This is a genomic window from Streptomyces sp. Inha503 (genome assembly GCF_047215865.1).
Lineage (GTDB): Bacteria > Actinomycetota > Actinomycetes > Streptomycetales > Streptomycetaceae > Streptomyces > Streptomyces lycopersici.
Map to the genome: position 1 here is coordinate 3,585,690 of NZ_CP178360.1, position 24,668 is coordinate 3,610,357.

Here is a 24,668-nt window from a genome sequence, read left to right on the forward strand (position 1 = left end):
CGCTTGATCGGCTCGCGGTCGCGGTCCCTGCCGCGCTCCTCGCGACGCCCGTAGCCGCCGCGGTCGTCACGGCGATTGAACCCACCGCCGCCGGAGCGCCGGTCGTCGCGGCCCCGGCCCTGACCGTACGGACGACGCGGCCCGCGGTCGTCCCGACCGCCCCGGAAGCCACCGTCCCGGTCATCCCGGCGAGGCCCACGCGGCCGCTCGTCACGACGGTCATCCCGACGATCGTCATGGCGCTCATCCCGACGGAACCCGCCGCGGTCGTCATCGCGGCGGTACGAAGGCCGCTCATCCCGACGCTCGTCACGGCGAAACCCGCCACGGTCGTCATCGCGGCGGTACGAGGGCCGCTCATCCCGCCGGTCGTCACGCCGGAAGCCGCCACGGTCATCGTCACGGCGGTACGCAGGCCGCTCATCCCGGCGGAACCCGCCACGGTCATCATCGCGACGCGGCCCACGCGGCCGCTCATCCCGACGCTCGTAGCCGCCGCCCCGGCCACCACGGTCACGATCACGGTCATCGCGGCGGAACCCGCCGCGGTCATCATCGCGACGCGGCCCACGCGGCCGCTCATCGCGGCGGTCGTCACGCCGGAAACCACCACGGTCATCGTCACGGCGGAAGCCCGGCCGATCATCACGGTCCCGGCGGAAACCGCCCTGTCGGGAGCCACCGTCGCGGTCATCCCGGCGAGGCCCACGCGGCCGCTCATCACGGCGGTCATCCCGACGATCGTCCCTGCGGTCATCACGACGGTCGTCCCGGCGCTCAATTCGCCCGGCGGGACGGCCACCCCGGTCATCGCGGCGCCCATAACCGCCGGAGCGGCCTCCACGCTCATCGTCCCGACGCGGGCCACGCGACCGGTCGTCCCGGCGATCATCCCGGCGCTCGTCCCGCCGGTCGTCTCGCCGGAAGCCGCCACGGTCATCGTCACGGCGGTACGCAGGCCGCTCATCCCGGCGGAACCCGCCACGGTCATCATCGCGACGCGGTCCACGCGGCCGCTCATCGCGGCGGTCGTCACGCCGGAAACCACCACGACCGCCGTCGCGTCGCGGCCCGGAGCCGCGGGCCTCCCGCCGGTCGCCGGCTTCCCGGCCCCGCGGCTCGCGGCCCGACCGGTCGTCGGGAGAGTTGGTGGACATCGGCGTGACTCCTGTCTTCATGTACTTCAGCCATTCTCCCGCATCGGTCATGCCGATGGGGGCCCAGCAAAAACAAAAAGGACCCTTGGTCCCAGCATGCACGCTGGGACCAAGGGTCCTTCAAAGATTGTTCGGCGGCGTCCTACTCTCCCACAGGGTCCCCCCTGCAGTACCATCGGCGCTGAAAGGCTTAGCTTCCGGGTTCGGAATGTAACCGGGCGTTTCCCTAACGCAATGACCACCGAAACCCTATCGGGTTCTAGCGAACAAGCACACTCTTCAATTAAGTAAAGTGGAACTGATTCACCGGTGCGACTGTTCGCAACCCGGGAACCACACAGTGGACGCGAGCATCTGAGGACAAGCCCTCGGCCTATTAGTACCAGTCAACTCCACCGGTCACCCGGCTTCCATATCTGGCCTATCAACCCAGTCGTCTACTGGGAGCCTTAACCCATCAAGTGGGTGGGAGCCCTCATCTCGAAGCAGGCTTCCCGCTTAGATGCTTTCAGCGGTTATCCCTCCCGAACGTAGCCAACCAGCCATGCCCTTGGCAGAACAACTGGCACACCAGAGGTTCGTCCGTCCCGGTCCTCTCGTACTAGGGACAGCCCTTCTCAAGACTCCTACGCGCACAGCGGATAGGGACCGAACTGTCTCACGACGTTCTAAACCCAGCTCGCGTACCGCTTTAATGGGCGAACAGCCCAACCCTTGGGACCGACTCCAGCCCCAGGATGCGACGAGCCGACATCGAGGTGCCAAACCATCCCGTCGATATGGACTCTTGGGGAAGATCAGCCTGTTATCCCCGGGGTACCTTTTATCCGTTGAGCGACGGCGCTTCCACAAGCCACCGCCGGATCACTAGTCCCGACTTTCGTCCCTGCTCGACCCGTCGGTCTCACAGTCAAGCTCCCTTGTGCACTTACACTCAACACCTGATTGCCAACCAGGCTGAGGGAACCTTTGGGCGCCTCCGTTACCCTTTAGGAGGCAACCGCCCCAGTTAAACTACCCACCAGACACTGTCCCTGATCCGGATCACGGACCCAGGTTAGACATCCAGCACGACCAGAGTGGTATTTCAACAACGACTCCCCCTGAACTGGCGTCCAGAGATCACAGTCTCCCACCTATCCTACACAAGCCGAACCGAACACCAATATCAAGCTGTAGTAAAGGTCCCGGGGTCTTTCCGTCCTGCTGCGCGAAACGAGCATCTTTACTCGTAATGCAATTTCACCGGGCCTATGGTTGAGACAGTCGAGAAGTCGTTACGCCATTCGTGCAGGTCGGAACTTACCCGACAAGGAATTTCGCTACCTTAGGATGGTTATAGTTACCACCGCCGTTTACTGGCGCTTAAGTTCTCAGCCTCGCCCCATCGAAACAGAGCTAACCGGTCCCCTTAACGTTCCAGCACCGGGCAGGCGTCAGTCCGTATACATCGCCTTACGGCTTCGCACGGACCTGTGTTTTTAGTAAACAGTCGCTTCTCGCTGGTCTCTGCGGCCACCACCAGCTCAAGGAGCAAGTCCCATCACCAGCAATGGCCCCCCTTCTCCCGAAGTTACGGGGGCATTTTGCCGAGTTCCTTAACCATAGTTCACCCGAACGCCTCGGTATTCTCTACCTGACCACCTGAGTCGGTTTAGGGTACGGGCCGCCATGAAACTCGCTAGAGGCTTTTCTCGACAGCATAGGATCATCCACTTCACCACAATCGGCTCGGCATCAGGTCTCAGACACATACTGGACGGATTTACCTACCCAGCGTCCTACACCCTTACCCCGGGACAACCACCGCCCGGGCTGGACTACCTTCCTGCGTCACCCCATCACTTACCTACTACCACCTTGGACCGTCGGCTCCACCACTCCCCTCAACTCCGAAGAGATCAGGGCGGCTTCACGGACTTAGCATCAGAGGATTCGATACTGGGCGTTTCAAAGCGGGTACCGGAATATCAACCGGTTGTCCATCGACTACGCCTGTCGGCCTCGCCTTAGGTCCCGACTTACCCTGGGCAGATCAGCTTGACCCAGGAACCCTTAGTCAATCGGCGCACACGTTTCCCACGTGTGTATCGCTACTCATGCCTGCATTCTCACTCGTGAACCATCCACAACTCGCTTACACGGCTGCTTCACCCGGCACACGACGCTCCCCTACCCATCACAGCCCCCGTTAGGGGCACATGCTGCAATGACACGACTTCGGCGGTACGCTTGAGCCCCGCTACATTGTCGGCGCGGAATCACTTGACCAGTGAGCTATTACGCACTCTTTCAAGGATGGCTGCTTCTAAGCCAACCTCCTGGTTGTCTCTGCGACTCCACATCCTTTCCCACTTAGCGTACGCTTAGGGGCCTTAGTCGATGCTCTGGGCTGTTTCCCTCTCGACCATGGAGCTTATCCCCCACAGTCTCACTGCCGCGCTCTCACTTACCGGCATTCGGAGTTTGGCTAAGGTCAGTAACCCGGTAGGGCCCATCGCCTATCCAGTGCTCTACCTCCGGCAAGAAACACACGACGCTGCACCTAAATGCATTTCGGGGAGAACCAGCTATCACGGAGTTTGATTGGCCTTTCACCCCTAACCACAGGTCATCCCCCAGGTTTTCAACCCTGGTGGGTTCGGTCCTCCACGAAGTCTTACCTCCGCTTCAACCTGCCCATGGCTAGATCACTCCGCTTCGGGTCTTGAGCGCGCTACTCAACCGCCCTATTCGGACTCGCTTTCGCTACGGCTTCCCCACACGGGTTAACCTCGCAACACACCGCAAACTCGCAGGCTCATTCTTCAAAAGGCACGCAGTCACGACGCAGGGACAAGTCCCTGCGCGACGCTCCCACGGCTTGTAGGCACACGGTTTCAGGTACTATTTCACTCCGCTCCCGCGGTACTTTTCACCATTCCCTCACGGTACTATCCGCTATCGGTCACCAGGGAATATTTAGGCTTAGCGGGTGGTCCCGCCAGATTCACACGGGATTTCTCGGGCCCCGTGCTACTTGGGAAATGAGCAAGCAAGCCATCACGATTTCGGCTACGGGGGTCTTACCCTCTACGCCGGACCTTTCGCATGTCCTTCGCCTATCGCAATGGTTTCTGACTCACCCAGCCGCCGGCAGACGACTGAAGCTCACTCCCACAACCCCGCATGCGCAACCCCTGCCGGGTATCACACACATACGGTTTAGCCTCATCCAGTTTCGCTCGCCACTACTCCCGGAATCACGGTTGTTTTCTCTTCCTGCGGGTACTGAGATGTTTCACTTCCCCGCGTTCCCTCCACATACCCTATGTGTTCAGGTATGGGTGACAGCCCATGACGACTGCCGGGTTTCCCCATTCGGACACCCCCGGATCACAGCTCGGTTGACAGCTCCCCGGGGCCTATCGCGGCCTCCCACGTCCTTCATCGGTTCCTGGTGCCAAGGCATCCACCGTGCGCCCTTAAAAACTTGGCCACAGATGCTCGCGTCCACTGTGCAGTTCTCAAGCAACGACCAGTCATCCACCACCTACATGGACTCCGGCTCGTCGAGGGATTCATTCCCTCAGACACCCAACAGCGTGCCCGACACGATCTCCGATCCGACCCGCGTTCCACGCCCCAGGAGGGCAGTACTAGCGGTCATCACACGAAGAACCGTGCCGAGTAGTCAACGTTCCACCCATGAGCAACCGTGCAGGACACTTGCCTACAGTCGGCTATGCGCTCCTTAGAAAGGAGGTGATCCAGCCGCACCTTCCGGTACGGCTACCTTGTTACGACTTCGTCCCAATCGCCAGTCCCACCTTCGACGGCTCCCTCCACAAGGGTTGGGCCACCGGCTTCGGGTGTTACCGACTTTCGTGACGTGACGGGCGGTGTGTACAAGGCCCGGGAACGTATTCACCGCAGCAATGCTGATCTGCGATTACTAGCGACTCCGACTTCATGGGGTCGAGTTGCAGACCCCAATCCGAACTGAGACCGGCTTTTTGAGATTCGCTCCACCTCACGGCTTCGCAGCTCATTGTACCGGCCATTGTAGCACGTGTGCAGCCCAAGACATAAGGGGCATGATGACTTGACGTCGTCCCCACCTTCCTCCGAGTTGACCCCGGCAGTCTCCTGTGAGTCCCCATCACCCCGAAAGGCATGCTGGCAACACAGAACAAGGGTTGCGCTCGTTGCGGGACTTAACCCAACATCTCACGACACGAGCTGACGACAGCCATGCACCACCTGTACACCGACCACAAGGGGGCACCCATCTCTGGATGTTTCCGGTGTATGTCAAGCCTTGGTAAGGTTCTTCGCGTTGCGTCGAATTAAGCCACATGCTCCGCCGCTTGTGCGGGCCCCCGTCAATTCCTTTGAGTTTTAGCCTTGCGGCCGTACTCCCCAGGCGGGGAACTTAATGCGTTAGCTGCGGCACGGACAACGTGGAATGTCGCCCACACCTAGTTCCCAACGTTTACGGCGTGGACTACCAGGGTATCTAATCCTGTTCGCTCCCCACGCTTTCGCTCCTCAGCGTCAGTATCGGCCCAGAGATCCGCCTTCGCCACCGGTGTTCCTCCTGATATCTGCGCATTTCACCGCTACACCAGGAATTCCGATCTCCCCTACCGAACTCTAGCCTGCCCGTATCGAATGCAGACCCGGGGTTAAGCCCCGGGCTTTCACATCCGACGCGACAAGCCGCCTACGAGCTCTTTACGCCCAATAATTCCGGACAACGCTTGCGCCCTACGTATTACCGCGGCTGCTGGCACGTAGTTAGCCGGCGCTTCTTCTGCAGGTACCGTCACTTGCGCTTCTTCCCTGCTGAAAGAGGTTTACAACCCGAAGGCCGTCATCCCTCACGCGGCGTCGCTGCATCAGGCTTGCGCCCATTGTGCAATATTCCCCACTGCTGCCTCCCGTAGGAGTCTGGGCCGTGTCTCAGTCCCAGTGTGGCCGGTCGCCCTCTCAGGCCGGCTACCCGTCGTCGCCTTGGTAGGCCATCACCCCACCAACAAGCTGATAGGCCGCGGGCTCATCCTGCACCGCCGGAGCTTTCCACCACCAGACCATGCGGTCGGCAGTCATATCCGGTATTAGACCCCGTTTCCAGGGCTTGTCCCAGAGTGCAGGGCAGATTGCCCACGTGTTACTCACCCGTTCGCCACTAATCCCCGGCCGAAACCGGTTCATCGTTCGACTTGCATGTGTTAAGCACGCCGCCAGCGTTCGTCCTGAGCCAGGATCAAACTCTCCGTGAATGCTTCCGGGCTATCCCGGCAACACATCACGAGAGCGGAACGGAACCGGAGGAATAACCCGGCCCGTCCACAGCGTCCTCGCTGTGTTTTTCTTCAAAGGAACCTCGTCCACGAGTGGACGGGGTATCAACATATCTGGCGTTGACTTTTGGCACGCTGTTGAGTTCTCAAGGAACGGACGCTTCCTTCGAAACCGTTTCACCGGCTTCTCCGGGCGCTTCCCTTCGGTGTTTCCAACCTTACCAGACCCGATTTCCGGTCGTTTCCGATCCGAATTCCGTTTCCGGCCCCCTGCTGGAGCGGGGTCTTTCGCGCCTTCCGGCGTGTCCACTACTTTAGCGAATTTCCCGCTCGGCTCCTAATCGGAGCCCCAGGCCCTGATTTCGCGCAGCGAAACAAAACCCTGTTGGGGAATCGTCGTAGTGGTTGGCCGCTCCGGGGCCGCGGTGACTCGATCCTGGGATCGTGACGACAGCGCTGCCCGTCTCAAGCGGCTCGGGCTACGTTAGGCGTCCCGCCCAGCGGAGTCAAGTTCCGATCTGACGGCGCGTCGAATTCCGGCGACGCGGGGTGTGGGCCCGGTAGGGGCTCACCGAGGGGTCGCCGTCGATCCAGAAGCGCCAGGGGTGGGTTGCGCCCTCGCCGCCCACCCCGGTGCGCGGACCGCTGAGCACCTGCTCGGGCCGGGCCGGGTGGCCGCTGAGTATGGCGAGCGGGGCGTCGGGGCTCCCGCACACATCGCAGCCGTTCTGTCTGCGGTCCACGCCCAGGGCCGTGGCCAGCCGGGCCGGGCCCTTGGCCAGCTCATGGTCGTTGCGCGCCTTCGGCCTGCGCTGATGGGCCCACTCATGGCCGTGCAGCACCTCGCCCGCGCGCAGCAGCACCCCGCTGGCGTGGCCCTCCGGTCCGCAGACCAGGTTGAGGCAGTGCCACATGCCATAGGTGAAGTAGACATACGCATGACCCGGGGGGCCGAACATCACGGCGTTGCGCTCGGTGCGGCCACGGTAGGCGTGCGAGCCGGGGTCCGCCGGGCCCGCGTACGCCTCGACCTCGGTCAGGCGCAATTCGATCGGTCCGTCCGGGGTACGCCGGACCAGGACGCGGCCCAGGAGGTCGGGGGCGACCTCGAGGACGGGCCGGTCGAAGAAGGCACGGTCGAGGGGGGTGCGGTCAGGTCCTGCTGTCACGCGCCCCGAGCGTAGTGGAACAGATACCAACCGGTGGTTGGAGGCGGCACCGGTCCGCTGGAAGGGTAAGAGCCGCGGAACCGTCCACGGCTGTTTCGCGTTTCTAGGTGTCAACAGTGATCGAATGCGATCGAGTCAAGACGCAGTCGCGTCCTTGAGAGGGAGAACATGGGCTTCAAGAAGCTGCTCGCGAGTATGGGTGCCGGTGGCGCTTCAGTGGAGACGGTGTTGACCGAGGAGAACGTCGTCCCGGGCGGCATTGTGCAGGGCGAGGTCCGGATCCAGGGCGGCTCGGTCGCGCAGCAGATCGAGGGGCTCTCGGTCGGCCTGCAAGCGCGGGTCGAGGTGGAGGGCAACGACCAGGAGTACAAGCAGGACGTGGAGTTCACCCGGCAGCGGCTGGGCGGCGCGTTCGAGGTGCAGCCGGGCGCGGTGCACGCGGTCCAGTTCGGCCTGGAGATTCCGTGGGAGACCCCGATCACCATGTTCATGGGCCGCCATCTGTCCGGTATGAACGTGGGGGTGACCACCGAGCTGGCGATCGCGCGCGCGGTGGACTCGGGTGACCTGGACCCGGTCAATGTGCATCCGCTCCCCGCCCAGCAGGCGATCCTGGACGCCTTCGGCGCCCTCGGCTTCCGGTTCAAGAGCGCCGATCTGGAGCGCGGGCACATCCGCGGCACCCGCCAGCGGCTGCCCTTCTACCAGGAGATCGAGTTCTACGCGCCGGAGCAGTACCGGGGCCTGAACCAGGTGGAGTTGTCCTTCGTCGCGGACGACCGCGAGATGGACGTGGTGCTGGAGATGGACAAGAAGCCGGGGCTGTTCTCCGAGGGCAGTGACACCTACCGGTCGTTCACGATGAGCCTGGCCACCTTCCAGGACACCGACTGGGCCGCGTATCTGAACCAGTGGCTCGCCCAGGTCGGCGGCAAGCGCAACTGGTTCTGAGGTTCCCCCCTCCCCGGACCGGACTTCCGCGCGGGGCGTGCACCGAGGGCGGCTCGGCGCACGCCCCGCCTGCGTGTGCGAGGGGCCCCGCGGTCCCCGCAAGGGCCTTCCCGTGCGGTCAGGGGCCGTCGTCGTAGCGCACCACCAGGGGCCGTCCCCGCGCCGCCCAGTACGCCTCCGCGTCGGCCAGGATGTCGGCCGCGATCGCGGCGGCGTCGGGGTCCGCGTCGCGGAAGGCCGGCCAGCCCTGGATGTCCAGCAGACAGCCGCTGGGCTCGCCGCCCTCGGCCCACCAGGACAGATCGGTGACGCAGTCGGCGAGGGCATCCCAATTTCGCCCGTACCAGTCGGGAAAGCGCAGGTCCCGGGCGCAGCGGGCGAGGAAGCCGTCCTTGTCCGTCACGCCGTCGAGGCGCAGGTGGAGGGCGAGGGTGGGGCCGGTCATGGGCGCCATGGTGCCAGCCCGCCGGGTACCGGTCTCGTTAGGCTGGCCGCGGAGATGATCCACTGCGACTTCGAGGAGGTTCTCGACGTGTCCGAGCAGAACCGGGCCCCGCTCCCCCACGACTTCCATCCGCCGGTGCCGTCGTTCACGGTGGTGAGCGACGATGTGGCACCGGGCGGCACGCTCAAGTCCGCCCAGGTGCAGGCGGCGGGGAACACCTCTCCGCAGCTGCGCTGGGAGGGTTTCCCCGAGGGGACGAAGAGCTTCGCCGTCACCTGCTTCGACCCGGACGCGCCGACGGGCAGCGGGTTCTGGCACTGGGTGGTGTTCGACATCCCGGCCACGGTCACCGAGCTTCCGGCGGGTGCGGGCAGCGGTGGCTTCACCGGCCTGCCCGAGGGTGCCGTACAGGCGCGCAACGACTATGGGACCCGTGACTTCGGCGGGGCCGCGCCGCCGCCCGGGGACGGTCCGCACCGCTATGTGTTCACCGTCTACGCGGTGGACGCCGAGAAGCTCGGCCCGGACGCGGATGCCTCGCCCGCGGTGGTCGGCTTCAATCTGCGGTTCCACACGCTGGGGCGGGCCCAGTTGATCGGGGAGTACGAGGTGCCGGCCGCGGGCTGACGCGGCGAAATTGCGTTGTTCTCGGCCAGGCTCCCGGCCAGAGTTGATCCCGGTCCCGCCGATCTCCGGCACGGGACCGGGACACCGGGATGCGGGGGTGGTCGGGATGCGCGAGACGCTGGTTCTGAACGCGAGCTTCGAGCCGCTGGCGACGGTCACGCTGCGGCGCGCCGTGGTGCTGGTCCTCCAGGACAAGGCCGTCGTGGAACACGCTCACCCGGGGCTGCGGGTGCGGGCCGCGGAGGTCGATCTGCCGCTGCCGCGGGTGATCCGGCTGTGCCGTTACGTACGGGTCCCGTTCCGAAGACGTGCGCCGTGGTCGCGGCGCGGGGTACTGGTCCGGGACCAGCACCGGTGCGCGTACTGCGGCCGCCGGGCGACGACCGTGGACCATGTGGTGCCGCGCTCGCGCGGGGGCGGGGACACCTGGCTGAATACGGTCGCCTCGTGTGCCGAGGACAACCACCGTAAGGCGGACCGGACACCGGAGCAGGCCGGGATGCGGCTGCTCAAGGCGCCGTTCGAGCCGACGCCTTCGGATGCGCTGGTGCTGGCGCTGGGGGCGGCGGAGCGGGACGGTCTGCCGGAGTGGCTGGCGCTGCCTGCCTAAGCGCTCCGCGGGAAGCGCCGCGAGGTGCGGTCGTTCATCCGCGGCTGCGTCGTGGCCGGTCGCCCACGCGGCGGAGCCGCATATCGACACAGCCGCGGCGGAGCCGCATATCGACACAGTCCCGCGCCCCTTCGGGGCGCACCCGAACCGCACCGGACTTCAGCGAGGCCTCTTAGGCAGGGCCTGGGCACGGCCCGGGCCCGTTTTCACAGCCGCCTGGGAGGGGGCCGCCGGAGTGCCGTCCCGCCGCCGTCCGTTCAGTCGATCGTGGGCTGTTCGCGGCGCGGGGCGGGCTCCTTACCGGTGGCGGCGGGGGTGCCGCCGCCGTTTCCGCCGCCGGTCAACGGGCCGAAGTTGCCCATGGCCCCGCCGAGGCCCTTGAGGGCGTCGCCGATCTCGCTGGGCACGATCCAGAGCTTGTTGGCGTCGCCCTCGGCGATCTTCGGCAGCATCTGGAGGTACTGGTAGGACAGCAGTTTCTGGTCCGGGTCTCCGGCGTGGATGGACTCGAAGACCGTACGGATGGCCTGGGCCTCGCCCTCGGCGCGCAGCGCGGCGGCCTTGGACTCACCCTCGGCCCGCAGGATCGCGGACTGCTTCTCACCCTCGGCGCGCAGGATCTCGGACTGCCGGACACCTTCGGCCTGGAGGATCGCGGCGCGCTTGTCACGGTCGGCGCGCATCTGCTTCTCCATCGAATCCTGGATGGAGGTGGGCGGCTCGATGGCCTTGAGCTCGACGCGGTTGACGCGGATGCCCCACTTGCCGGTGGCCTCGTCGAGGACGCCGCGCAGCGCCGCGTTGATCTCCTCGCGGGAGGTCAGGGTGCGCTCGAGGTCCATGCCACCGATGATGTTCCGCAGGGTGGTGACGGTCAGCTGCTCGATCGCCTGGATGTAGCTGGCCACCTCGTAGGTGGCGGCGCGGGCGTCGGTCACCTGGTAGTAGATGACGGTGTCGATGTTCACCACCAGGTTGTCCTGGGTGATCACCGGCTGCGGGGGGAAGGGCACGACCTGTTCACGGAGGTCGACGCGGTTGCGGATCGAGTCGATGAACGGGACGACGATGTTCAGGCCCGCGTTGAGGGTGCGTGTGTAGCGTCCGAAGCGCTCCACGATGGCGGCACTGGCCTGCGGGATGACCTGGATCGTCTTGATCAGTGCGATGAAGACCAGCACCACCAGGATGATCAGGACGATGATGATCGGTTCCACAGCGGCTCCCCGTGCCCTTCATGCGGCGATTCGGATGGTCGGGATGATCAAGTCTGGCGGTTCCCGAGGGTGGAGTCTGTCAGATCGACGGTCGACTCCGCAGCTCAACCGGGGCGCCCTCAACTCCTGGTAGGACACTCCCGGTACGGCGTCTACATGACGACGGCCGTCGCACCGTCGATCTCCACCACGTCGACCTGCTGCCCTGGTTCATATGCCTGGCCGGGGTCGAGCGAGCGCGCGGACCACACCTCGCCCGCGAGCTTGATCCGGCCGCCACCGCCGTCGTCGACGCGCTCGAGGACGACGGCCTGGCGGCCTTTCAGCGCTTCGATGCCGCTGCGCAGCTCGGGCTGCTGACGGCGGCTGCGGACCGCCATCGGGCGTACGACGGCGACCAATGCCACGGAGACGGCGCAGAAGACGACGACTTGAAGCACGATGCCGCCACCGAGCGCGTCGGTGATGGCACCGGCCACGGCGCCGACCGCGACCATCCCGAATTCGGGCATCGCGGTCAGCACGAGCGGAATGCCCAGTCCTACGGCGGCGATCAGCCACCACACCCACGGATCCACATGGTCATGGTAGTTGTCCCAAGTCGCCGGGGACAGTGCGCGGATCACCTGCCGGTGGCACGGTGGGCGCAAGGGGCGGACATCAGGTCAGCGGCAGGCCCTGGGCGGTCCAGCGGTCGCCGTTGCGCTCGACGACCAGCGGGAGTCCGAAGCAGCGGGAGAGGTTGCGGGAGGTCAGTTCGGTCTCGACCGGGCCCGCGGTGAGCACCTTCCCCTGGCGGATCATCAGAACATGGGTGAAGCCGGGGGGGATTTCCTCGACATGATGTGTCACCATGATCATCGATGGGGCGAGCGGGTCGCGGGCGAGCCGTCCGAGGCGGCGGACGAGGTCCTCGCGGCCACCGAGGTCGAGTCCGGCCGCGGGCTCGTCGAGGAGCAGCAGCTCGGGGTCGGTCATCATGGCGCGGGCGATGAGGGTGCGCTTGCGCTCGCCCTCGGACAGGGTGCCGAACTTCCGGTCGAGGTACTCGGTCATGCCGAGGCGGTCGAGGAAGGCGCGGGCGCGGGTCTCGTCGACCGCGTCGTAGTCCTCCTGCCAGTGGGCCGTCATGCCGTACGCGGCGGTGAGGACGGTCTCGAGGACGGTCTGGCGGCGCGGCAGCTTCTCGGCCATGGCGATGCCCGCCATGCCGACGCGGGGGCGCAGCTCGAAGACGTCGACGCGCCCGAGTCGCTCGCCGAGGATCCGGGCGGTTCCGGTGCTCGGGAAGAGATAGCTGGAGGCGAGGTTGAGGAGGGTGGTCTTACCGGCGCCGTTGGGCCCGAGGATGACCCAGCGCTCGCCTTCTTTGATCGACCAGGAGACCTCGTCCACCAGAGCCCGCCCATCGCGGACCACCGATACGTCCAGCAGCTCCAGAACCTCGCTCATGAGCGCGTTGTCTCCCATTGCAGTCTCGAGTCGTGCGTGCGCCTGTGGGCGCAGCCCCCTGGGGAAAACCTACGCCACACCTTGTCGGTGGCAGTCCTTAGGCTGGTTCCATGCTCGATGAACCACGTTCAGGGCGCCTCGCAGCTTGGGGAAATGCCCTTCTCGCCGGACTTGTCTCCCCCGATGAGGCGGCGCATCGCATCGCGGGTGAGGACGCGTCGCACCGGGTGGCCGGGCTTCCGGGGGAGTCCGGGCAGGTGGGGCTCACCTTGGCGCTGGGGCGGCTGCGGGCGCTCGGGGCCAAGGGGCTGCGGGTGGCGCTGCCCATAGCGGGGCATCCCCTGGGGCTGAGCGGCCCGCCGGAGTTCAACGCCCACGCGCTCGACGCGGGCGAGGCGGTGATCGCCACCGGGGCGGCGCTCGGCCTGGTGCCCGAGGTGTCGGCGGCCGGGCCCGAGGGCGATCAGCACATCGAGGTGGTGTGGCGGTGTCAGGCCGTGCGGGAGGCGCCACCGGCCGATGTGCCGTCGCTGAGCGAGGCCGAGCGGGAGCTGGCGGAGGCGCTGCGGGAGGCCACGGAGGTGCTCTCGCGGCTGAACGTGGCCGGATCGGGCCCGGTGGCCGATGCGGCCCTGGAGGCGTATCGGGCGCGGGCCGAGCGGGGGCGCGAGGTGCTGGCCCCGGGCTATCCGCCGCGGGCCATACGGGTGCTGGAGCTGGCGCAGCGGGTGGGTGCGCTGGTGGACATCGCCTATATGGCGGGCGGGGACGGCCGGGAGCACGGCGGGGCGGTGAGCGCGTCGGAGATCACGGCGCGGGCCGAGGCGCTGCGGCCGGTGGAGCGCACCTCGCGCCGGGCCCAGGTGGCGGCGTACAACGCGTATGTGGAGGAGCGGGAGCGGGGCGGTCTCTGACCTTCGCGGGGGCTGGTCCTCGCGGGTGTGATGTCTCGTGTCTCGGGCCGTCTTCGGGGCTCGGCCGCCGACATGGGGCCGGCCCCGGAGGCGGGTGCCTCCGGGGCCGGCCGGTGGTGCGTCGGGATATCCGCCAGGGGGTCGGTCAGCAGACGCCGGGGACGCCGAAGACCGGGTTCATGGCCCCGACGGCCGTGACGCCGTTGCTGCATACGTTCACGGGCACGTGGATGGGCGCCTGAATGTTGTTGCCGGAAACGGTGCCCGGGGAGGTCATCGCCCCACCGTCGGCCTGGGGGCCCTGGGCGGAGGCGACACCGGCACCGGCGACGGCGAGTCCGCCGGCCACGATCGTGAGGGCAGCGAACCTCTTGATGTTCTTCACTTCTCAAGACCCTTCATTCATCAGCGCATCACCGCGGCGGTCCGCCGCGGTACGCCGTGAAGAACGGCCCGGCCGATGGCGAGTTGCGCTGTTCGAGTGATCGCCACACGTTGGTGTGATTTCACGGAGAAACGCTGGTCATGCTCCGATTCCGTGCCGTACCGCCCATAGAGCGGCCTGGGTGCGATCGGCGAGGTCCAATTTCATAAGAATGTTGGACACATGAGTTTTCACGGTCTTTTCGGACAGCACCAGCGCACGGGCGATCTCCCGATTGGACCGGCCGTCCGCGATCAGCGCCAGCACCTCGCGTTCACGCTCGGTGAGGGACCCGCCGCGGCCCTGCCCACCGCCGTCCTCCTGGGAGAGCAGCGCGAGGGCCACCTCGGGCTGGAGCAGCACATGCCCGGAGTGGACGGAGCGGATGGCGCGGGCCAGCGCCTCGGGGTCCACGTCCTTGTAGACATAGCCCGCGGCACCCGCCCGCAGGGCGGGGACCACGGTGCGCTTCTCGGTGAAGCTCGTCACCACCAGCACCCGGGCGGGGTTGTCGAGGTCGCGCAGGGTGCGCAGCGCCTCGATTCCGTCCACGCCCGGCATCTTCACGTCCATCAGGACGACGTCGGGGCGCAGCTCCTCGGCGCGGGCGATGCCCTCCTCGCCGTCCGACGCCTCGCCGACCACCTCGATGTCGTCCTGGACCTGGAGGAAGGTCCGCAGGCCGCGCCGCACCACCTGGTGGTCGTCGACGAGCAGCACCCGAATCCGTCCCGGGTCAGCCACCGGGCACCTCCATCTCGATCACGGTGCCCCCGCCGGGCGCCGACTCCACCGTCAGACCGCCGCCTACGCCACCGGCCCGGTACCGCATCGACACCAGCCCGAGGTGGCGCCCGGCGCGCCGTACGGCCGAGGGGTCGAATCCCCTGCCGTCGTCGGCGACGCGGAGCCGGGCGCCCTGGCCGTGCCGGGCGAGGGTGACGTCCACCTGCCGCGCGTCGGCGTGGCGCAGCGCGTTGTGCAGCGCCTCCTGGGCCACCCGCAGCACGGCCTCCTCCTGGGCGGCGGGCAGCGCCCGTACGCCGTGACAGGCGAAGGTGACACGGGCGGAGTGGGCCCGGTCGAGCACTTGCACCTGGGTCCTGAGGGTCGCCGCGAGGCCGTCCTCGTCGAGGGCGGCGGGGCGCAGTTCCACCACGGCGGAGCGCAGCTCGTCGGCGGCCTCGGCGGCGAGCAGCGCGATCTGCTGGAGCTCGTCCTTGGCGCGGCCGGGGTCGCGGTCCACCAGGGCCGTGGCCGCCTGGGCGGTCAGCCGCAGCGAGAAGAGCTTCTGGGAGACCGCGTCGTGCAGCTCATGGGCGAGCCTGGCCCGCTCCCCCGCGATGGTGAGCTCGCGGCCGCGCTCGTGGAGCCGGGCGTTGGTCAGGGCGATGGCGGCGTGCTGGGCCAGGATGGACAGCAGTTCCTCGTCCTCGGCGGTGAAACCGCAGCCGCCCTCGGGCTTGGGGCATCGCTTGTTGGCGAGGAATACCGCGCCGAGAACTTCATCGCCGTCGGCAATGGGAAGTCCCAAGAAATCCGACATAACGGGATGAGCTGATGGCCATCCCTCAAAACGGGCATCCAGTCGCACATCGGCGAGTCGCTGTGGAGTGGCGTCCTTGAGCATCGCGGCGAGAATGCCGTGCTGTCGCGGCAGCGGTCCGATGGCCTTCCACTGCTCCTCACTGACCCCATCTACTACGAACTGGGCGAAACCTCCGTGATCATCCGGAACCCCCAGAGCGGCATACTCCGCATCGAGCAGCTCACGGGCGGACACAACGATGGTCTTTAGGACATCACGGACTTCCAGATGTCGGCTCATGGCGAGCAGCGCCGCGCTCACCCGGCTCAGCCCGGCCTCGGCTCCGCCGCCCCGTCCTTTCGTCATGGGCATTACCGTACCCACCCCCATCCGGTGGGCATATCGGCCGGTCGGCGGCCACCTGATAAGACCTGAGCCCTAGGTCGAACGGCGCACACGAGACCCCCAAAGGGGCTGTTACAGGGGTGGAAAAAACAAACACCCTGAGCATTTGCGTGGGCACAGCCCGCAATATGAGAAGCTCCGCGATGTGAGCCCGGACACACGACCTAAATCACGTACGAACGTGCTTAGTGGACGTTTCATAGGCGACTGAGCGGGGATGACGGCCGTCCGCGTGGGCATGAACGGCCTACTTATCCACTAAGCAGCATCGTATGTCACGCCTTTGCGACAACTTTTTGCGGCAGCTAAGAATTTCACCCAGTCGCACGGCGCCGTAGATCCAGGAACGGCGCTCTGCGCGCCGATTTGGCCTGCGACTCAAGCGATTGGAAGAGGTCTACTCCGCCATGCCCCTGCCCCACATCCCCGGTTACAACCGTCTCACCAAGACGCACAAGTACTCCGCCGCCGGAATCGCAGCCGCCGGTGCGGCCGCCATAGCCTTCGCCGTCGTCCCCGGTGGTGACGCCGGCGCCAAGACCACGGCCCAGGACCTGCCGAACAAGCCGGTCGCCCTCACCTCTCAGAAGGCCGACGCCCAGGCCCACCACGAGGCCCTGGCGAAGCAGTCCGCCCTCGCCGCGAAGCAGGCCAAGGACGAGGCCGCGAAGAAGGCCGCCGCCAAGAAGGCCGCGGAAGAGGCCGCCGCGAAGAAGGCGGCCGAAGAGGCCGCCGCGAAGAAGGCCGCCGAGGCCAAGGCCGCCAAGGAGCGCGCCGCCAAGCAGGCCGCGAGCCGCTCCGCCACGCGTATCGAGACGGTCGCCGCCGAGAAGAAGACCTACCCGGACAACCTCGACGGCTGGATCCGGGAGTCCCTCGACATCATGAAGGAGAAGGGCATCCCCGGCTCCTACGAGGGCATCCACCGCAACATCATCCGGGAGTCCGGCGGCAACCCGCGCGCCATCAACAACTGGGACATCAACGCCCAGAACGGCGTGCCCTCCAAGGGCCTGCTCCAGGTAATAGCCCCGACCTTCCAGGCGTACCACGTCGAGGGCACCTCCTGGGACCCGTACGACCCGGTCGCGAACATCACCGCCGCCTGCAACTACGCCGCCGACCGGTACGGCTCGATGGACAACGTGAACGGCCCGTACTAAGCCCGAAGGGCCCGTCCAGAACCCGGCGTTCCCACGCCGAAGGGCGACGGCACCCCCTGTGTGCGAGGGGTGCCGTCGCCCTTTTCCGTAGCCGTGCCCTTCGCGACTACTTGCGCATGACCTCCGGCTCATGGCGGCGCAGCAGCCGTGCGACCGCGATGCCGCACACGATGCCCAGGACGATCAGCGCGACCATGTCGATGCCCCACTGGGTGGTGGTGTGCTCCCACAGCGGGTCGGTGTCCAGGGGCTTCTTGCTGTCCCACGGGGCCATCATGTGACCGGCGCCCGGACCCAGGTCCAGCGTGGCACCGGCCGCGCCGATCGCCCAGCGGGACGGCATCAGCCAGGCGAACTGCTCCACACCCGGCGATCCGAAGATCTTGAACAGCACACCGGTGAAGACCACCTGGACGATCGCGAACATGACCAGCAGCGGCATGGTCTTCTCGGCGGTCTTCACCAGGGACGAGATGACCAGGCCCACCATCATCGAGGTGAAGCCGATCGCGATGACGGCCACGCAGAGCTCGGCGGCCGGCGGCATCAGCAGGCCCTCTTCGGGCAGCTTGCGCGTCGAGAGACCGATGGCGGAGATGATGACGCCCTGGCATGCGGTGATGACGCCGAGCACGATCACCTTGGACATCAGATACGCGGAGCGGGACAGGCCGACCGCCCGTTCCCGTTCGTAGATGACCCGTTCCTTGATCAGTTCTCGTACGGAGTTGGCCGCGCCGGTGAAGCACATGCCGACCACAAGGATCAGCAACACCGTCCCGGCGGCCTGGTTGAAACTGCCCTTCGGGGCCATCTGGAGGCCGAACTTCGCCGGGATGACGACGCTCACCGCCCCCAGCACGGCGGGCAGGATCACCATCAGCCCCATGAAGCCCTTGTCGGAGCCGATCACCGACAGATAGCGGCGGATCAGCGTCCACAGCTGCGAACCCCAGCTCTGCGACTTCTGCATCCGGGCCGGCGGCGCCTGGACGTTCACCGACTGCGGGGCCACGGAGTCGAGGTCCGCCGCGTACATCTGGTAATGCTGCGAACCGCGCCAGCGGCCCGCCCAGTCGTAGTCGCGGTAGTTCTCGAACGCCGAGAAGACATCGGCCCAGGTGTCGTAGCCGAAGAAGTTGAGCGCCTCGTCCGGCGGGCCGAAGTAGGCCACCGAACCGCCCGGCGCCATCACCAGGAGCTTGTCGCACAGCGCCAGCTCGGCCACCGAGTGGGTGACCACCAGCACCGTACGGCCGTCGTCGGCCAGACCGCGCAGCAGCTGCATGACATCGCGGTCCATGCCCGGGTCGAGACCGGAGGTCGGCTCGTCCAGGAAGATCAGTGACGGCTTGGTGAGCAGTTCCAGCGCGACCGAGACCCGCTTGCGCTGACCGCCGGAGAGCGCGGTGACCTTCTTCTCCCGGTGGATGTCCAGCTTGAGCTCGCGCAGCACCTCGTCGATCCGGGCCTCGCGCTCGGCCTCGGCGGTGTCACCGGGGAACCGGAGCTTGGCGGCGTAGCGCAGGGCCTTCTGGACGGTCAGCTCCTTATGGAGGATGTCGTCCTGGGGCACCAGACCGATGCGCTGGCGCAGCTCGGCGAACTGCTTGTAGAGGTTCCGGTTGTCGTAGAGGACATCGCCCTGGTTGGCCGGGCGGTAGCCGGTGAGCGCCTTGAGCAGCGTGGACTTACCGGAGCCGGATGGGCCGATGACCGCGACGAGGGACTTCTCCGGGACGCCGAAGGAGACGTCCTTGAGGATCTGCTTGCCGCCGTCGACCGTCACCGTCAGATGGCGGGCCGAGAAGGAGACCTCACCGGTGTCGACGAACTCCTCGAGGCGGTCGCCGACCAGCCGGAAGGTGGAGTGACCGACGCCGACGGTGTCGGTGGGGCCGATGATCTGCTGCCGGACCGGCTGACCGTTGACATAGGTGCCGTTGTGGCTGCCGAGGTCACGTATCTCGAAGCGGCCGTCGGGCAGCGCCTGGAACTCGGCGTGGTGGCGCGAGACCTGGAGATCGGAGACGACCAGGTCGTTCTCCAGCGCACGGCCGATGCGCATCACCCGGCCGGCGGCCAGCTGGTGGAAGGTGGTCGGGCTGCGGTCACCCTGGGCGGTCGCGGTGCCGGCCGGGCCGGAGGGGCCGGCGCCGGGACCGCTCTGCGCGAGGTTGCCCAGCGGGGCCTGCTGCTGCGGCTGCTGGTGCGGCTGGGGGGCCTGCTGCTGCGGCGGCTGATGGGGCGCCTGCTGCTGCGGGATGAACGGCTGCTGCTGGTTCGGGGCCTGGGGCTGCTGCTGCCAGCCTTGGGGCGGCCCTTGGGGCTGTGCCTGGGGCGGCCCTTGGGGCGGCTGCCCGCCCGGCTGCGGCCAGCCGCCGGGGCCGGGCTGCGGCGGCGGCTGCTGGGCGGGGGGCTGCTGACCCTGGTGAGCCTGCTGGCCCTGCTGGGGCATGCCCATCGCGGCCTGCTGGCCGTAGGCGCCCGCGGCACCCATCGAGGGGGCACCGCCCGAGGGGGCACCGCCGCCGGAGACGCTGAGCCGGGGGCCATCGGTGGCATTGCCGAGATGGACGGCAGAACCTGGGCCGATTTCCACCTGTTGGATTCTCTGGCCCTGCACATAGGTGCCGTTGGTGGAACCCTGATCCTCAATGATCCAACTGCGCCCGCCCCAGCGCACCGTGGCATGTCGCCAGGAGACCCTGGCGTCGTCCAGCACCATGTCGCCCTGTGGGTCACGCCCCAGGCTGTACGACCTGGATGGATCAAGTGTCCAGGTCTGTCCGTTCAATTCCAGTACGAGTTCCGGCACTCCATGCCCCACTAGTTGTCCCCCGAGTTACCCCCTGACACAGGGAGTCTAGGGATGGCGAACATCGTGAGGAACTATTTCAGGCTCAGTCCCTTCACCGGAAGTCGGGTTTTGACAAGACCGCATCTCGGGCGTCATTGACTCATCCGAAAGGCCCTCGGAAAGTGGTAAGCCCTGACGGATAGTGCGGATCATGGTTTATCCGGGCAACTCGCGACGATCGGGGGGCGGCGGTATGAGCGCGAGCGGCGGTGTACGAGTGCCCTGGGGGCCCGCGCTGCTCGCCGCGATCGCCTCGGTGAGCTGGGCGTTCCTGGCCATGGTCGGTATCGGCGCGCTCGGTCTGCATCTGATCGGCGCGGACGGTGCGGGCGCGTTGGGGCCGATGGCCGCCGCGGCGACGGTGCTGGCCGTCGGCGGTTCCGTCACTCCGTACGGCGATGTGGGCGTCTTCGGGCTGGAGGGCGCGCAGGCCCACGCCGCCATCGATATCGCGCCACTCGGGGTGAGCCTGGTCGGCGCGCTGCTGCTGGGATGGCTGTTCGTACGGTCGTTGCGGGGCGCGGGGGCGGTGATCGGCCGGGCCGAACTCGCCGCGCGGGCCGGCCTGGTGGTCCTGCTCTTCCTGCTGCTGCTCGCCGGGCTGACCTGGGTGGGCAACGATACGGTCACGATCGACGGCGCCACGCTCGTCCGCCGCGGCCTCGGCACCGAACAGGCCGAGCACGATCTGCTGAGCCGGCTCCCCGAGCAACTGGGCGACATCGCGGACATCGGCGGCGGGCTGCTGCCGGACCGGCTGTCCGACCTCGTCGGCGCGAAGGCGTCCGTCGGCTTCACCGTGGCCCCCGGCCGCTCGCTGCTGGGCGGCCTGGTGTGGGTCGTCGCCATCCTGCTGCTCGCGCTGCTCGCCTCGCGCCGCACCCCGCTGCCGCCCGGCGGATGGGCGCTGCACCGCACGGTCCGGCCCGCGGTGTCCGCGCTGTGCGGGATGCTGGTGCTGGCGGTGGTCGCGGGCCTGGTGGCCGGGGTCTACGCGGCGATCGGGGACGACCATCCGCGGCTGGTGCTCGGGTCGGCGCTGCTCGGCGCGCCCAACGGGGTGTGGATCGGCGTACCGCTCGGGCTGTTCGTCCCCTGGTACGGCCGGGCGAGCGGTGCGCTGCGCCATGTGCTGCCCGCCCCGGTGGACGATCTGCTCGCCGGGCCGGGCGGGGAGCGGCTCACGGTGGGGCGGCTGGCCGAGTTCGACGGCCGGGTCTGGCTGCTGGTGGTCGCGAGTGTGCTGCTGATGCTCGCGGCCGGGGTGCTCACCGCGGCCCGTACGCCCGTGGCGGGCCCCCGGCCGTCACCTGCGGAGGATTCCGGGCCGTCGCCCCTTGGGGGGTCCCGGCCACCACCCCCGGGGGGCTCCCGGCCGTCACCCGTGGAGGGCTCCCGGCCGTTCGCCTTCGCGGGGTGGTGTGCGCTGCGGCTGGGCGTGGTGACCGCGCTCGCGCTGCCGCTGCTGGTGGGGCTGACCCAGGTCTCGGCGGGGGCGAGCCTGTCCGTGCTCGGCTTCGACGCCTTCGGGGCGGGGATCGAGCTGTACGGGAACGCCGCGCTGGCGCTGGCACTGGGCGCGGGGTGGGGCGCGGTGGCGGGGGCCGCCGGAGCGCTGGCGGCATGGGCGACGGGCGCGGCGGGGCGCCGGGCGGTGGCGCTCGCGCGGCTGGAGGAGGGCGGCGGCGGGCCCCGGGGGCCGGGCGGCGGGCGTGGCGCATGACGTCGCCGATCATGCGAGGGGTGACATCACGGCGACCTGGAAATGAACGTTCCGCCTCGGTCGGCCGTCCACGGTGCGGGCTGCCGCGCGCGGCGCGCGAACAGCCGGATACGGTGGGAAGACCATGAGCGCATCGCGGATCCTCCCTGTCACCACCGTTCCGGACGACGATGTCCCCACCCTCCTTGTCAAGATCTTCGGCAAGGACCGCCCCGGTATCACCGCCGGGCTCTGCGACACCCTCGCCGCCTATGGCGTGCACATAGTCGACATAGAGCAGGTCGTCACCCGGGGGCGCATCGTGCTGTGCGTCCTGGTCACGGCGCCCAAGGCCGACGGGGCGGAGGGCGATCTGCGGGCCACCGTGCACAGCTGGGCGGAGTCCATGCGGCTCCAGGCCGAGATCATCTCCGGCCGGGGCGACAACCGGCCGCGTGGCACGGGCCGGTCCCATGTCACCGTGCTCGGGAATCCGCTGACCGCCGAGTCGACGGCCGCCATCGCCTCCCGGATCACCGGCACCGGCGGCAATATCGACCGGATCTTCCGGCTGGCGAAGTATCCGGTGACGGCCGTGGAGTTCGAGGTGTCCGGCGCCGAGACGGAGCCGCTGCGCACCGCGCTCGCCACCGAGGCCGCCGATATCGGCGTCGATGTGGCCGTGGTGGCGTCGGGGTTGCAGCGCCGGGCGCAGCGGCTGGTGGTCATGGACGTGGACTCCACCCTGATCCAGGACGAGGTGATCGAGCTCTTCGCCGCGCACGCGGGCTGTCAGGCCGAGGTCGCCGAGGTCACGGCCCGGGCGATGCGCGGTGAGCTGGACTTCGAGCAGTCGCTGCACGCGCGGGTCGCGCTACTGGCGGGGATCGACGAGTCCGTGGTGGAGAAGGTGCGCGCGGAGGTCAGGCTCACGCCCGGCGCCCGTACGCTGATCCGCACCCTGAAGCGGCTCGGCTATCAGGTGGGCGTGGTCTCCGGTGGCTTTACGCAGGTCACCGACGACCTCAAGGAACGTCTTGGGCTGGACTTCGCCTCCGCCAACACCCTGGAGGTCGTGGACGGCAAGCTGACCGGCCGGGTGATCGGCGAGGTGGTGGACCGGGCGGGCAAGGCCCGGCTGCTGCGGCGCTTCGCGGCCGAGGCGGGGGTGCCGCTGGTGCAGACGGTCGCGATCGGCGACGGGGCGAACGACCTGGACATGCTGAACGCGGCGGGGCTGGGGGTCGCCTTCAACGCCAAGCCGGTGGTCCGGGAGGCCGCGCACACCGCCCTGAACGTGCCGTTCCTCGACACCGTGCTGTATCTGCTGGGCGTGACCCGCGAAGAGGTCGAGGCGGCGGACGCACACGTGGACTGACGAGCGACCGACGAGCGACCGACGAGCCCGGTCCGGAACGCGGGACGGCCCCCGCCCCCCGTACGACGGCCCCCGCTCCCAGTACGTCAAAGACGACGGTGGAGCGGGGGCCGGTGCGTTGTGGGGCGCGGCATCACGCCCGGGGCGGCACGTCCGGCGAGCGGATCATTCGTGGGGCGCCCAGAAGCTGGTCAGCCGCCCACAGCCGATCTCGACCGACTTCCACGAACCGCTGAACGTCACGACCGCGAACGCGGAGGTGGGGAAGGCGCCGCGGTCCATGCGCTCCTTGGCGTCCTCGTCGGCCTCGCCCGCCAGCGCGTCGGCGAGGCCGTGCATCCCGGGGTTGTGACCGACGACCAGCAGGTCGGTGATGTCGTCCGAAGTCTCGTTGATCACCTCGATGAGCTGACCGACCGGGGCGTCGTACAGCCGCTCCTCATAGACGGTCTTGGGGCGCCGCGGCAGCTCGTGGACCACCAGCTTCCAGGTCTCACGGGTGCGCAGCGCGGTGGAGCAGAGGGTGAGTTCGGGGGTGAGACCGGCGTCCGCGATCCGGCGCCCGGCGAGCGGGGCGTCATTGCGGCCGCGCTCCGCGAGCGGGCGCTCATGGTCGGCCACCTGGGGCCAGTCGGCCTTGGCGTGTCGAAGGAGGACAATCCTGCGGGGCACATCGACGCTCATGCGTCCCAGCTTCGCATGAATCGGTGCACGAGGCGCAGGGTGTTGGAACGACCTCGTCAAACGTGAGCACACCCGCGATACGGCGGACACAACTGATCTCCACCGCCTACCGTGGTCACGGTGCCGCCTCCCCGAAGGTCCGCCGCACCAACTCCACGACCTGCGAGACCGGCCCGGAGCCACCGCTGTCGGCGTGGGCGTCGGAGGGTCCGGTCAGCAGGAGCAGCAGAGCCGCGAAGGCCACGGCCGGGAGGGCCACGGCCCACCACGGCAGCCGGGTATCCATACCGCTGTCCACCGGATGCGCGGGCCGGGTCTGGGTGCGGGCGGACATGGGATCGCCTCCGGGGTCGCCGAACGTGTCGATGGTCCGACGGTACGGAGCGGGCGCGGCGTCTCCCATCCGGTGAGCCACCCAGTTACCCCTGAGCCCTGCCCCCTAGGGGATGGTGGGGCCAGCCCCACCATCCGGCATCCGCACCAGGTCAGGGCGAGGCGATGGTGGCGATCACACCGATGATCACGGTGATGCCCAGCATCACGCCGAAGATGACGAGGAGCTTCTTCTGGCCGTTCGGGGGGTTCTCATCGAGCACTGGCATGGCACCAGTGTCCCATCCCCGGTACGCGGGACCGCTCAGCCCTCGCCCGGCTCAGGCTTTGCGCTCGTCAGGCCTTGTCCTCGTCAGGCTCCGTG

The 24,668-nt window shown here is 67.7% G+C and carries 19 protein-coding genes, 3 rRNA genes and 1 pseudogene; 7 read left to right on the plus strand and 16 right to left on the minus strand.

Annotated elements, in window-relative coordinates; all coding sequences use genetic code 11:
* Positions 1 to 38: 38 nt before the first annotated feature.
* The 5 genes and pseudogenes from ACJX2R_RS14645 to ACJX2R_RS14665 all read right to left on the minus strand — a co-directional run.
* Positions 39 to 1,178 (minus strand): annotated as a pseudogene (locus ACJX2R_RS14645) (hypothetical protein); the annotation flags it as partial.
* Positions 1,179 to 1,286: 108 nt separating this feature from the next.
* Positions 1,287 to 1,403: ribosomal RNA gene (rrf, locus tag ACJX2R_RS14650) — 5S ribosomal RNA — on the minus strand.
* Between the two features lie 110 nt (positions 1,404 to 1,513).
* Positions 1,514 to 4,635, minus strand: a 23S ribosomal RNA gene (locus ACJX2R_RS14655).
* Between the two features lie 259 nt (positions 4,636 to 4,894).
* Positions 4,895 to 6,421, minus strand: a 16S ribosomal RNA gene (locus tag ACJX2R_RS14660).
* Together the 16S, 23S and 5S rRNA genes form the textbook arrangement of a ribosomal RNA operon.
* Before the next feature lie 527 nt (positions 6,422 to 6,948).
* Positions 6,949 to 7,611 (minus strand): DNA-3-methyladenine glycosylase, encoded by a 663-nt coding sequence (locus tag ACJX2R_RS14665; RefSeq protein ID WP_413100472.1) that lies wholly within the window; start codon positions 7,609 to 7,611, stop codon positions 6,949 to 6,951.
* Positions 7,612 to 7,779: 168 nt separating this feature from the next.
* On the opposite strand from ACJX2R_RS14665, the gene ACJX2R_RS14670 reads away from it, so the two are divergent.
* A complete protein-coding gene (locus tag ACJX2R_RS14670; protein WP_262706314.1) occupies positions 7,780 to 8,562 on the plus strand; it encodes a sporulation protein in 783 nt (260 codons plus the stop codon).
* A 118-nt stretch (positions 8,563 to 8,680) separates the two neighbouring features.
* Here the strand turns inward: ACJX2R_RS14670 and ACJX2R_RS14675 are convergent, their stop codons facing one another.
* Positions 8,681 to 9,007: a barstar family protein gene (locus ACJX2R_RS14675; protein ID WP_223863993.1), complete on the minus strand. Its 327-nt coding sequence runs from the start codon at positions 9,005 to 9,007 to the stop codon at positions 8,681 to 8,683.
* An 87-nt stretch (positions 9,008 to 9,094) separates the two neighbouring features.
* Between ACJX2R_RS14675 and ACJX2R_RS14680 the strand changes: the two genes are divergently transcribed.
* Together ACJX2R_RS14680 and ACJX2R_RS14685 are read left to right on the plus strand one after the other, a co-directional pair.
* Entirely contained in the window at positions 9,095 to 9,634 is a 540-nt protein-coding gene (locus ACJX2R_RS14680; RefSeq protein WP_413100473.1) for a YbhB/YbcL family Raf kinase inhibitor-like protein, read from the plus strand.
* 106 nt (positions 9,635 to 9,740) lie between these two features.
* Positions 9,741 to 10,244, plus strand: coding sequence for an HNH endonuclease (locus ACJX2R_RS14685; protein WP_413100474.1), 504 nt, complete (start codon positions 9,741 to 9,743; stop codon positions 10,242 to 10,244).
* A gap of 257 nt (positions 10,245 to 10,501) precedes the next feature.
* On the opposite strand, the gene ACJX2R_RS14690 is transcribed toward ACJX2R_RS14685, so the two are convergent.
* The 3 genes from ACJX2R_RS14690 to ACJX2R_RS14700 all read right to left on the minus strand — a co-directional run bounded on the left by ACJX2R_RS14690 (position 10,502) and on the right by ACJX2R_RS14700 (position 12,913).
* A complete protein-coding gene (locus tag ACJX2R_RS14690; protein ID WP_059147117.1) occupies positions 10,502 to 11,461 on the minus strand; it encodes an SPFH domain-containing protein in 960 nt (319 codons plus the stop codon).
* A 152-nt stretch (positions 11,462 to 11,613) separates the two neighbouring features.
* Positions 11,614 to 12,039: an NfeD family protein gene (locus ACJX2R_RS14695; RefSeq protein ID WP_037963495.1), complete on the minus strand. Its 426-nt coding sequence runs from the start codon at positions 12,037 to 12,039 to the stop codon at positions 11,614 to 11,616.
* 82 nt (positions 12,040 to 12,121) lie between these two features.
* A complete protein-coding gene (locus ACJX2R_RS14700) occupies positions 12,122 to 12,913 on the minus strand; it encodes an ABC transporter ATP-binding protein (RefSeq protein ID WP_413100475.1) in 792 nt (263 codons plus the stop codon).
* A 110-nt stretch (positions 12,914 to 13,023) separates the two neighbouring features.
* Here ACJX2R_RS14700 and ACJX2R_RS14705 point away from each other — a divergent pair, with 110 nt between their 5' ends.
* Positions 13,024 to 13,827, plus strand: a complete 804-nt coding sequence (locus ACJX2R_RS14705; protein ID WP_413100476.1) for a hypothetical protein — start codon at positions 13,024 to 13,026, stop codon at positions 13,825 to 13,827.
* 145 nt (positions 13,828 to 13,972) lie between these two features.
* Here the strand turns inward: ACJX2R_RS14705 and ACJX2R_RS14710 are convergent, their stop codons facing one another.
* The 3 genes from ACJX2R_RS14710 to ACJX2R_RS14720 all read right to left on the minus strand — a co-directional run bounded on the left by ACJX2R_RS14710 (position 13,973) and on the right by ACJX2R_RS14720 (position 16,145).
* Positions 13,973 to 14,212 carry a chaplin gene (locus ACJX2R_RS14710; RefSeq protein ID WP_262706319.1) on the minus strand — a complete coding sequence of 80 codons (240 nt, stop codon included), beginning with the start codon at positions 14,210 to 14,212 and terminating at the stop codon, positions 13,973 to 13,975.
* A 138-nt stretch (positions 14,213 to 14,350) separates the two neighbouring features.
* Positions 14,351 to 14,995, minus strand: a complete 645-nt coding sequence (locus ACJX2R_RS14715; protein WP_262706320.1) for a response regulator — start codon at positions 14,993 to 14,995, stop codon at positions 14,351 to 14,353.
* Entirely contained in the window at positions 14,988 to 16,145 is a 1,158-nt protein-coding gene (locus ACJX2R_RS14720) for a GAF domain-containing sensor histidine kinase (protein ID WP_413100477.1), read from the minus strand. The genes ACJX2R_RS14715 and ACJX2R_RS14720 overlap by 8 nt, the downstream gene beginning before the upstream one ends.
* Positions 16,146 to 16,591: 446 nt before the next feature.
* Here ACJX2R_RS14720 and ACJX2R_RS14725 point away from each other — a divergent pair, with 446 nt between their 5' ends.
* Positions 16,592 to 17,347: a transglycosylase SLT domain-containing protein gene (locus ACJX2R_RS14725; RefSeq protein WP_413100478.1), complete on the plus strand. Its 756-nt coding sequence runs from the start codon at positions 16,592 to 16,594 to the stop codon at positions 17,345 to 17,347.
* A 106-nt stretch (positions 17,348 to 17,453) separates the two neighbouring features.
* Here ACJX2R_RS14725 and ACJX2R_RS14730 read toward each other — a convergent pair whose 3' ends face one another.
* On the minus strand, positions 17,454 to 20,177 hold the full coding sequence (locus ACJX2R_RS14730) for an FHA domain-containing protein (RefSeq protein WP_413100479.1): 2,724 nt from the start codon (positions 20,175 to 20,177) through the stop codon (positions 17,454 to 17,456).
* Between the two features lie 223 nt (positions 20,178 to 20,400).
* Here ACJX2R_RS14730 and ACJX2R_RS14735 point away from each other — a divergent pair, with 223 nt between their 5' ends.
* Together ACJX2R_RS14735 and serB are read left to right on the plus strand one after the other, a co-directional pair.
* Positions 20,401 to 21,930 (plus strand): streptophobe family protein, encoded by a 1,530-nt coding sequence (locus ACJX2R_RS14735; RefSeq protein ID WP_413100480.1) that lies wholly within the window; start codon positions 20,401 to 20,403, stop codon positions 21,928 to 21,930.
* A 124-nt stretch (positions 21,931 to 22,054) separates the two neighbouring features.
* Positions 22,055 to 23,287, plus strand: coding sequence for a phosphoserine phosphatase SerB (serB, locus tag ACJX2R_RS14740; protein ID WP_262702606.1), 1,233 nt, complete (start codon positions 22,055 to 22,057; stop codon positions 23,285 to 23,287).
* A gap of 165 nt (positions 23,288 to 23,452) precedes the next feature.
* Here the strand turns inward: serB and ACJX2R_RS14745 are convergent, their stop codons facing one another.
* The 3 genes from ACJX2R_RS14745 to ACJX2R_RS14755 all read right to left on the minus strand — a co-directional run bounded on the left by ACJX2R_RS14745 (position 23,453) and on the right by ACJX2R_RS14755 (position 24,573).
* Entirely contained in the window at positions 23,453 to 23,971 is a 519-nt protein-coding gene (locus tag ACJX2R_RS14745; RefSeq protein WP_413100481.1) for a SixA phosphatase family protein, read from the minus strand.
* A 115-nt stretch (positions 23,972 to 24,086) separates the two neighbouring features.
* The gene (locus tag ACJX2R_RS14750) at positions 24,087 to 24,305 is read right to left on the minus strand and encodes a hypothetical protein (RefSeq protein WP_262702608.1); all 219 of its coding nucleotides are present in this window, start codon (positions 24,303 to 24,305) and stop codon (positions 24,087 to 24,089) included.
* A gap of 151 nt (positions 24,306 to 24,456) precedes the next feature.
* A complete protein-coding gene (locus tag ACJX2R_RS14755; protein WP_251983317.1) occupies positions 24,457 to 24,573 on the minus strand; it encodes an SGM_5486 family transporter-associated protein in 117 nt (38 codons plus the stop codon).
* Positions 24,574 to 24,668 lie beyond the last annotated feature (95 nt).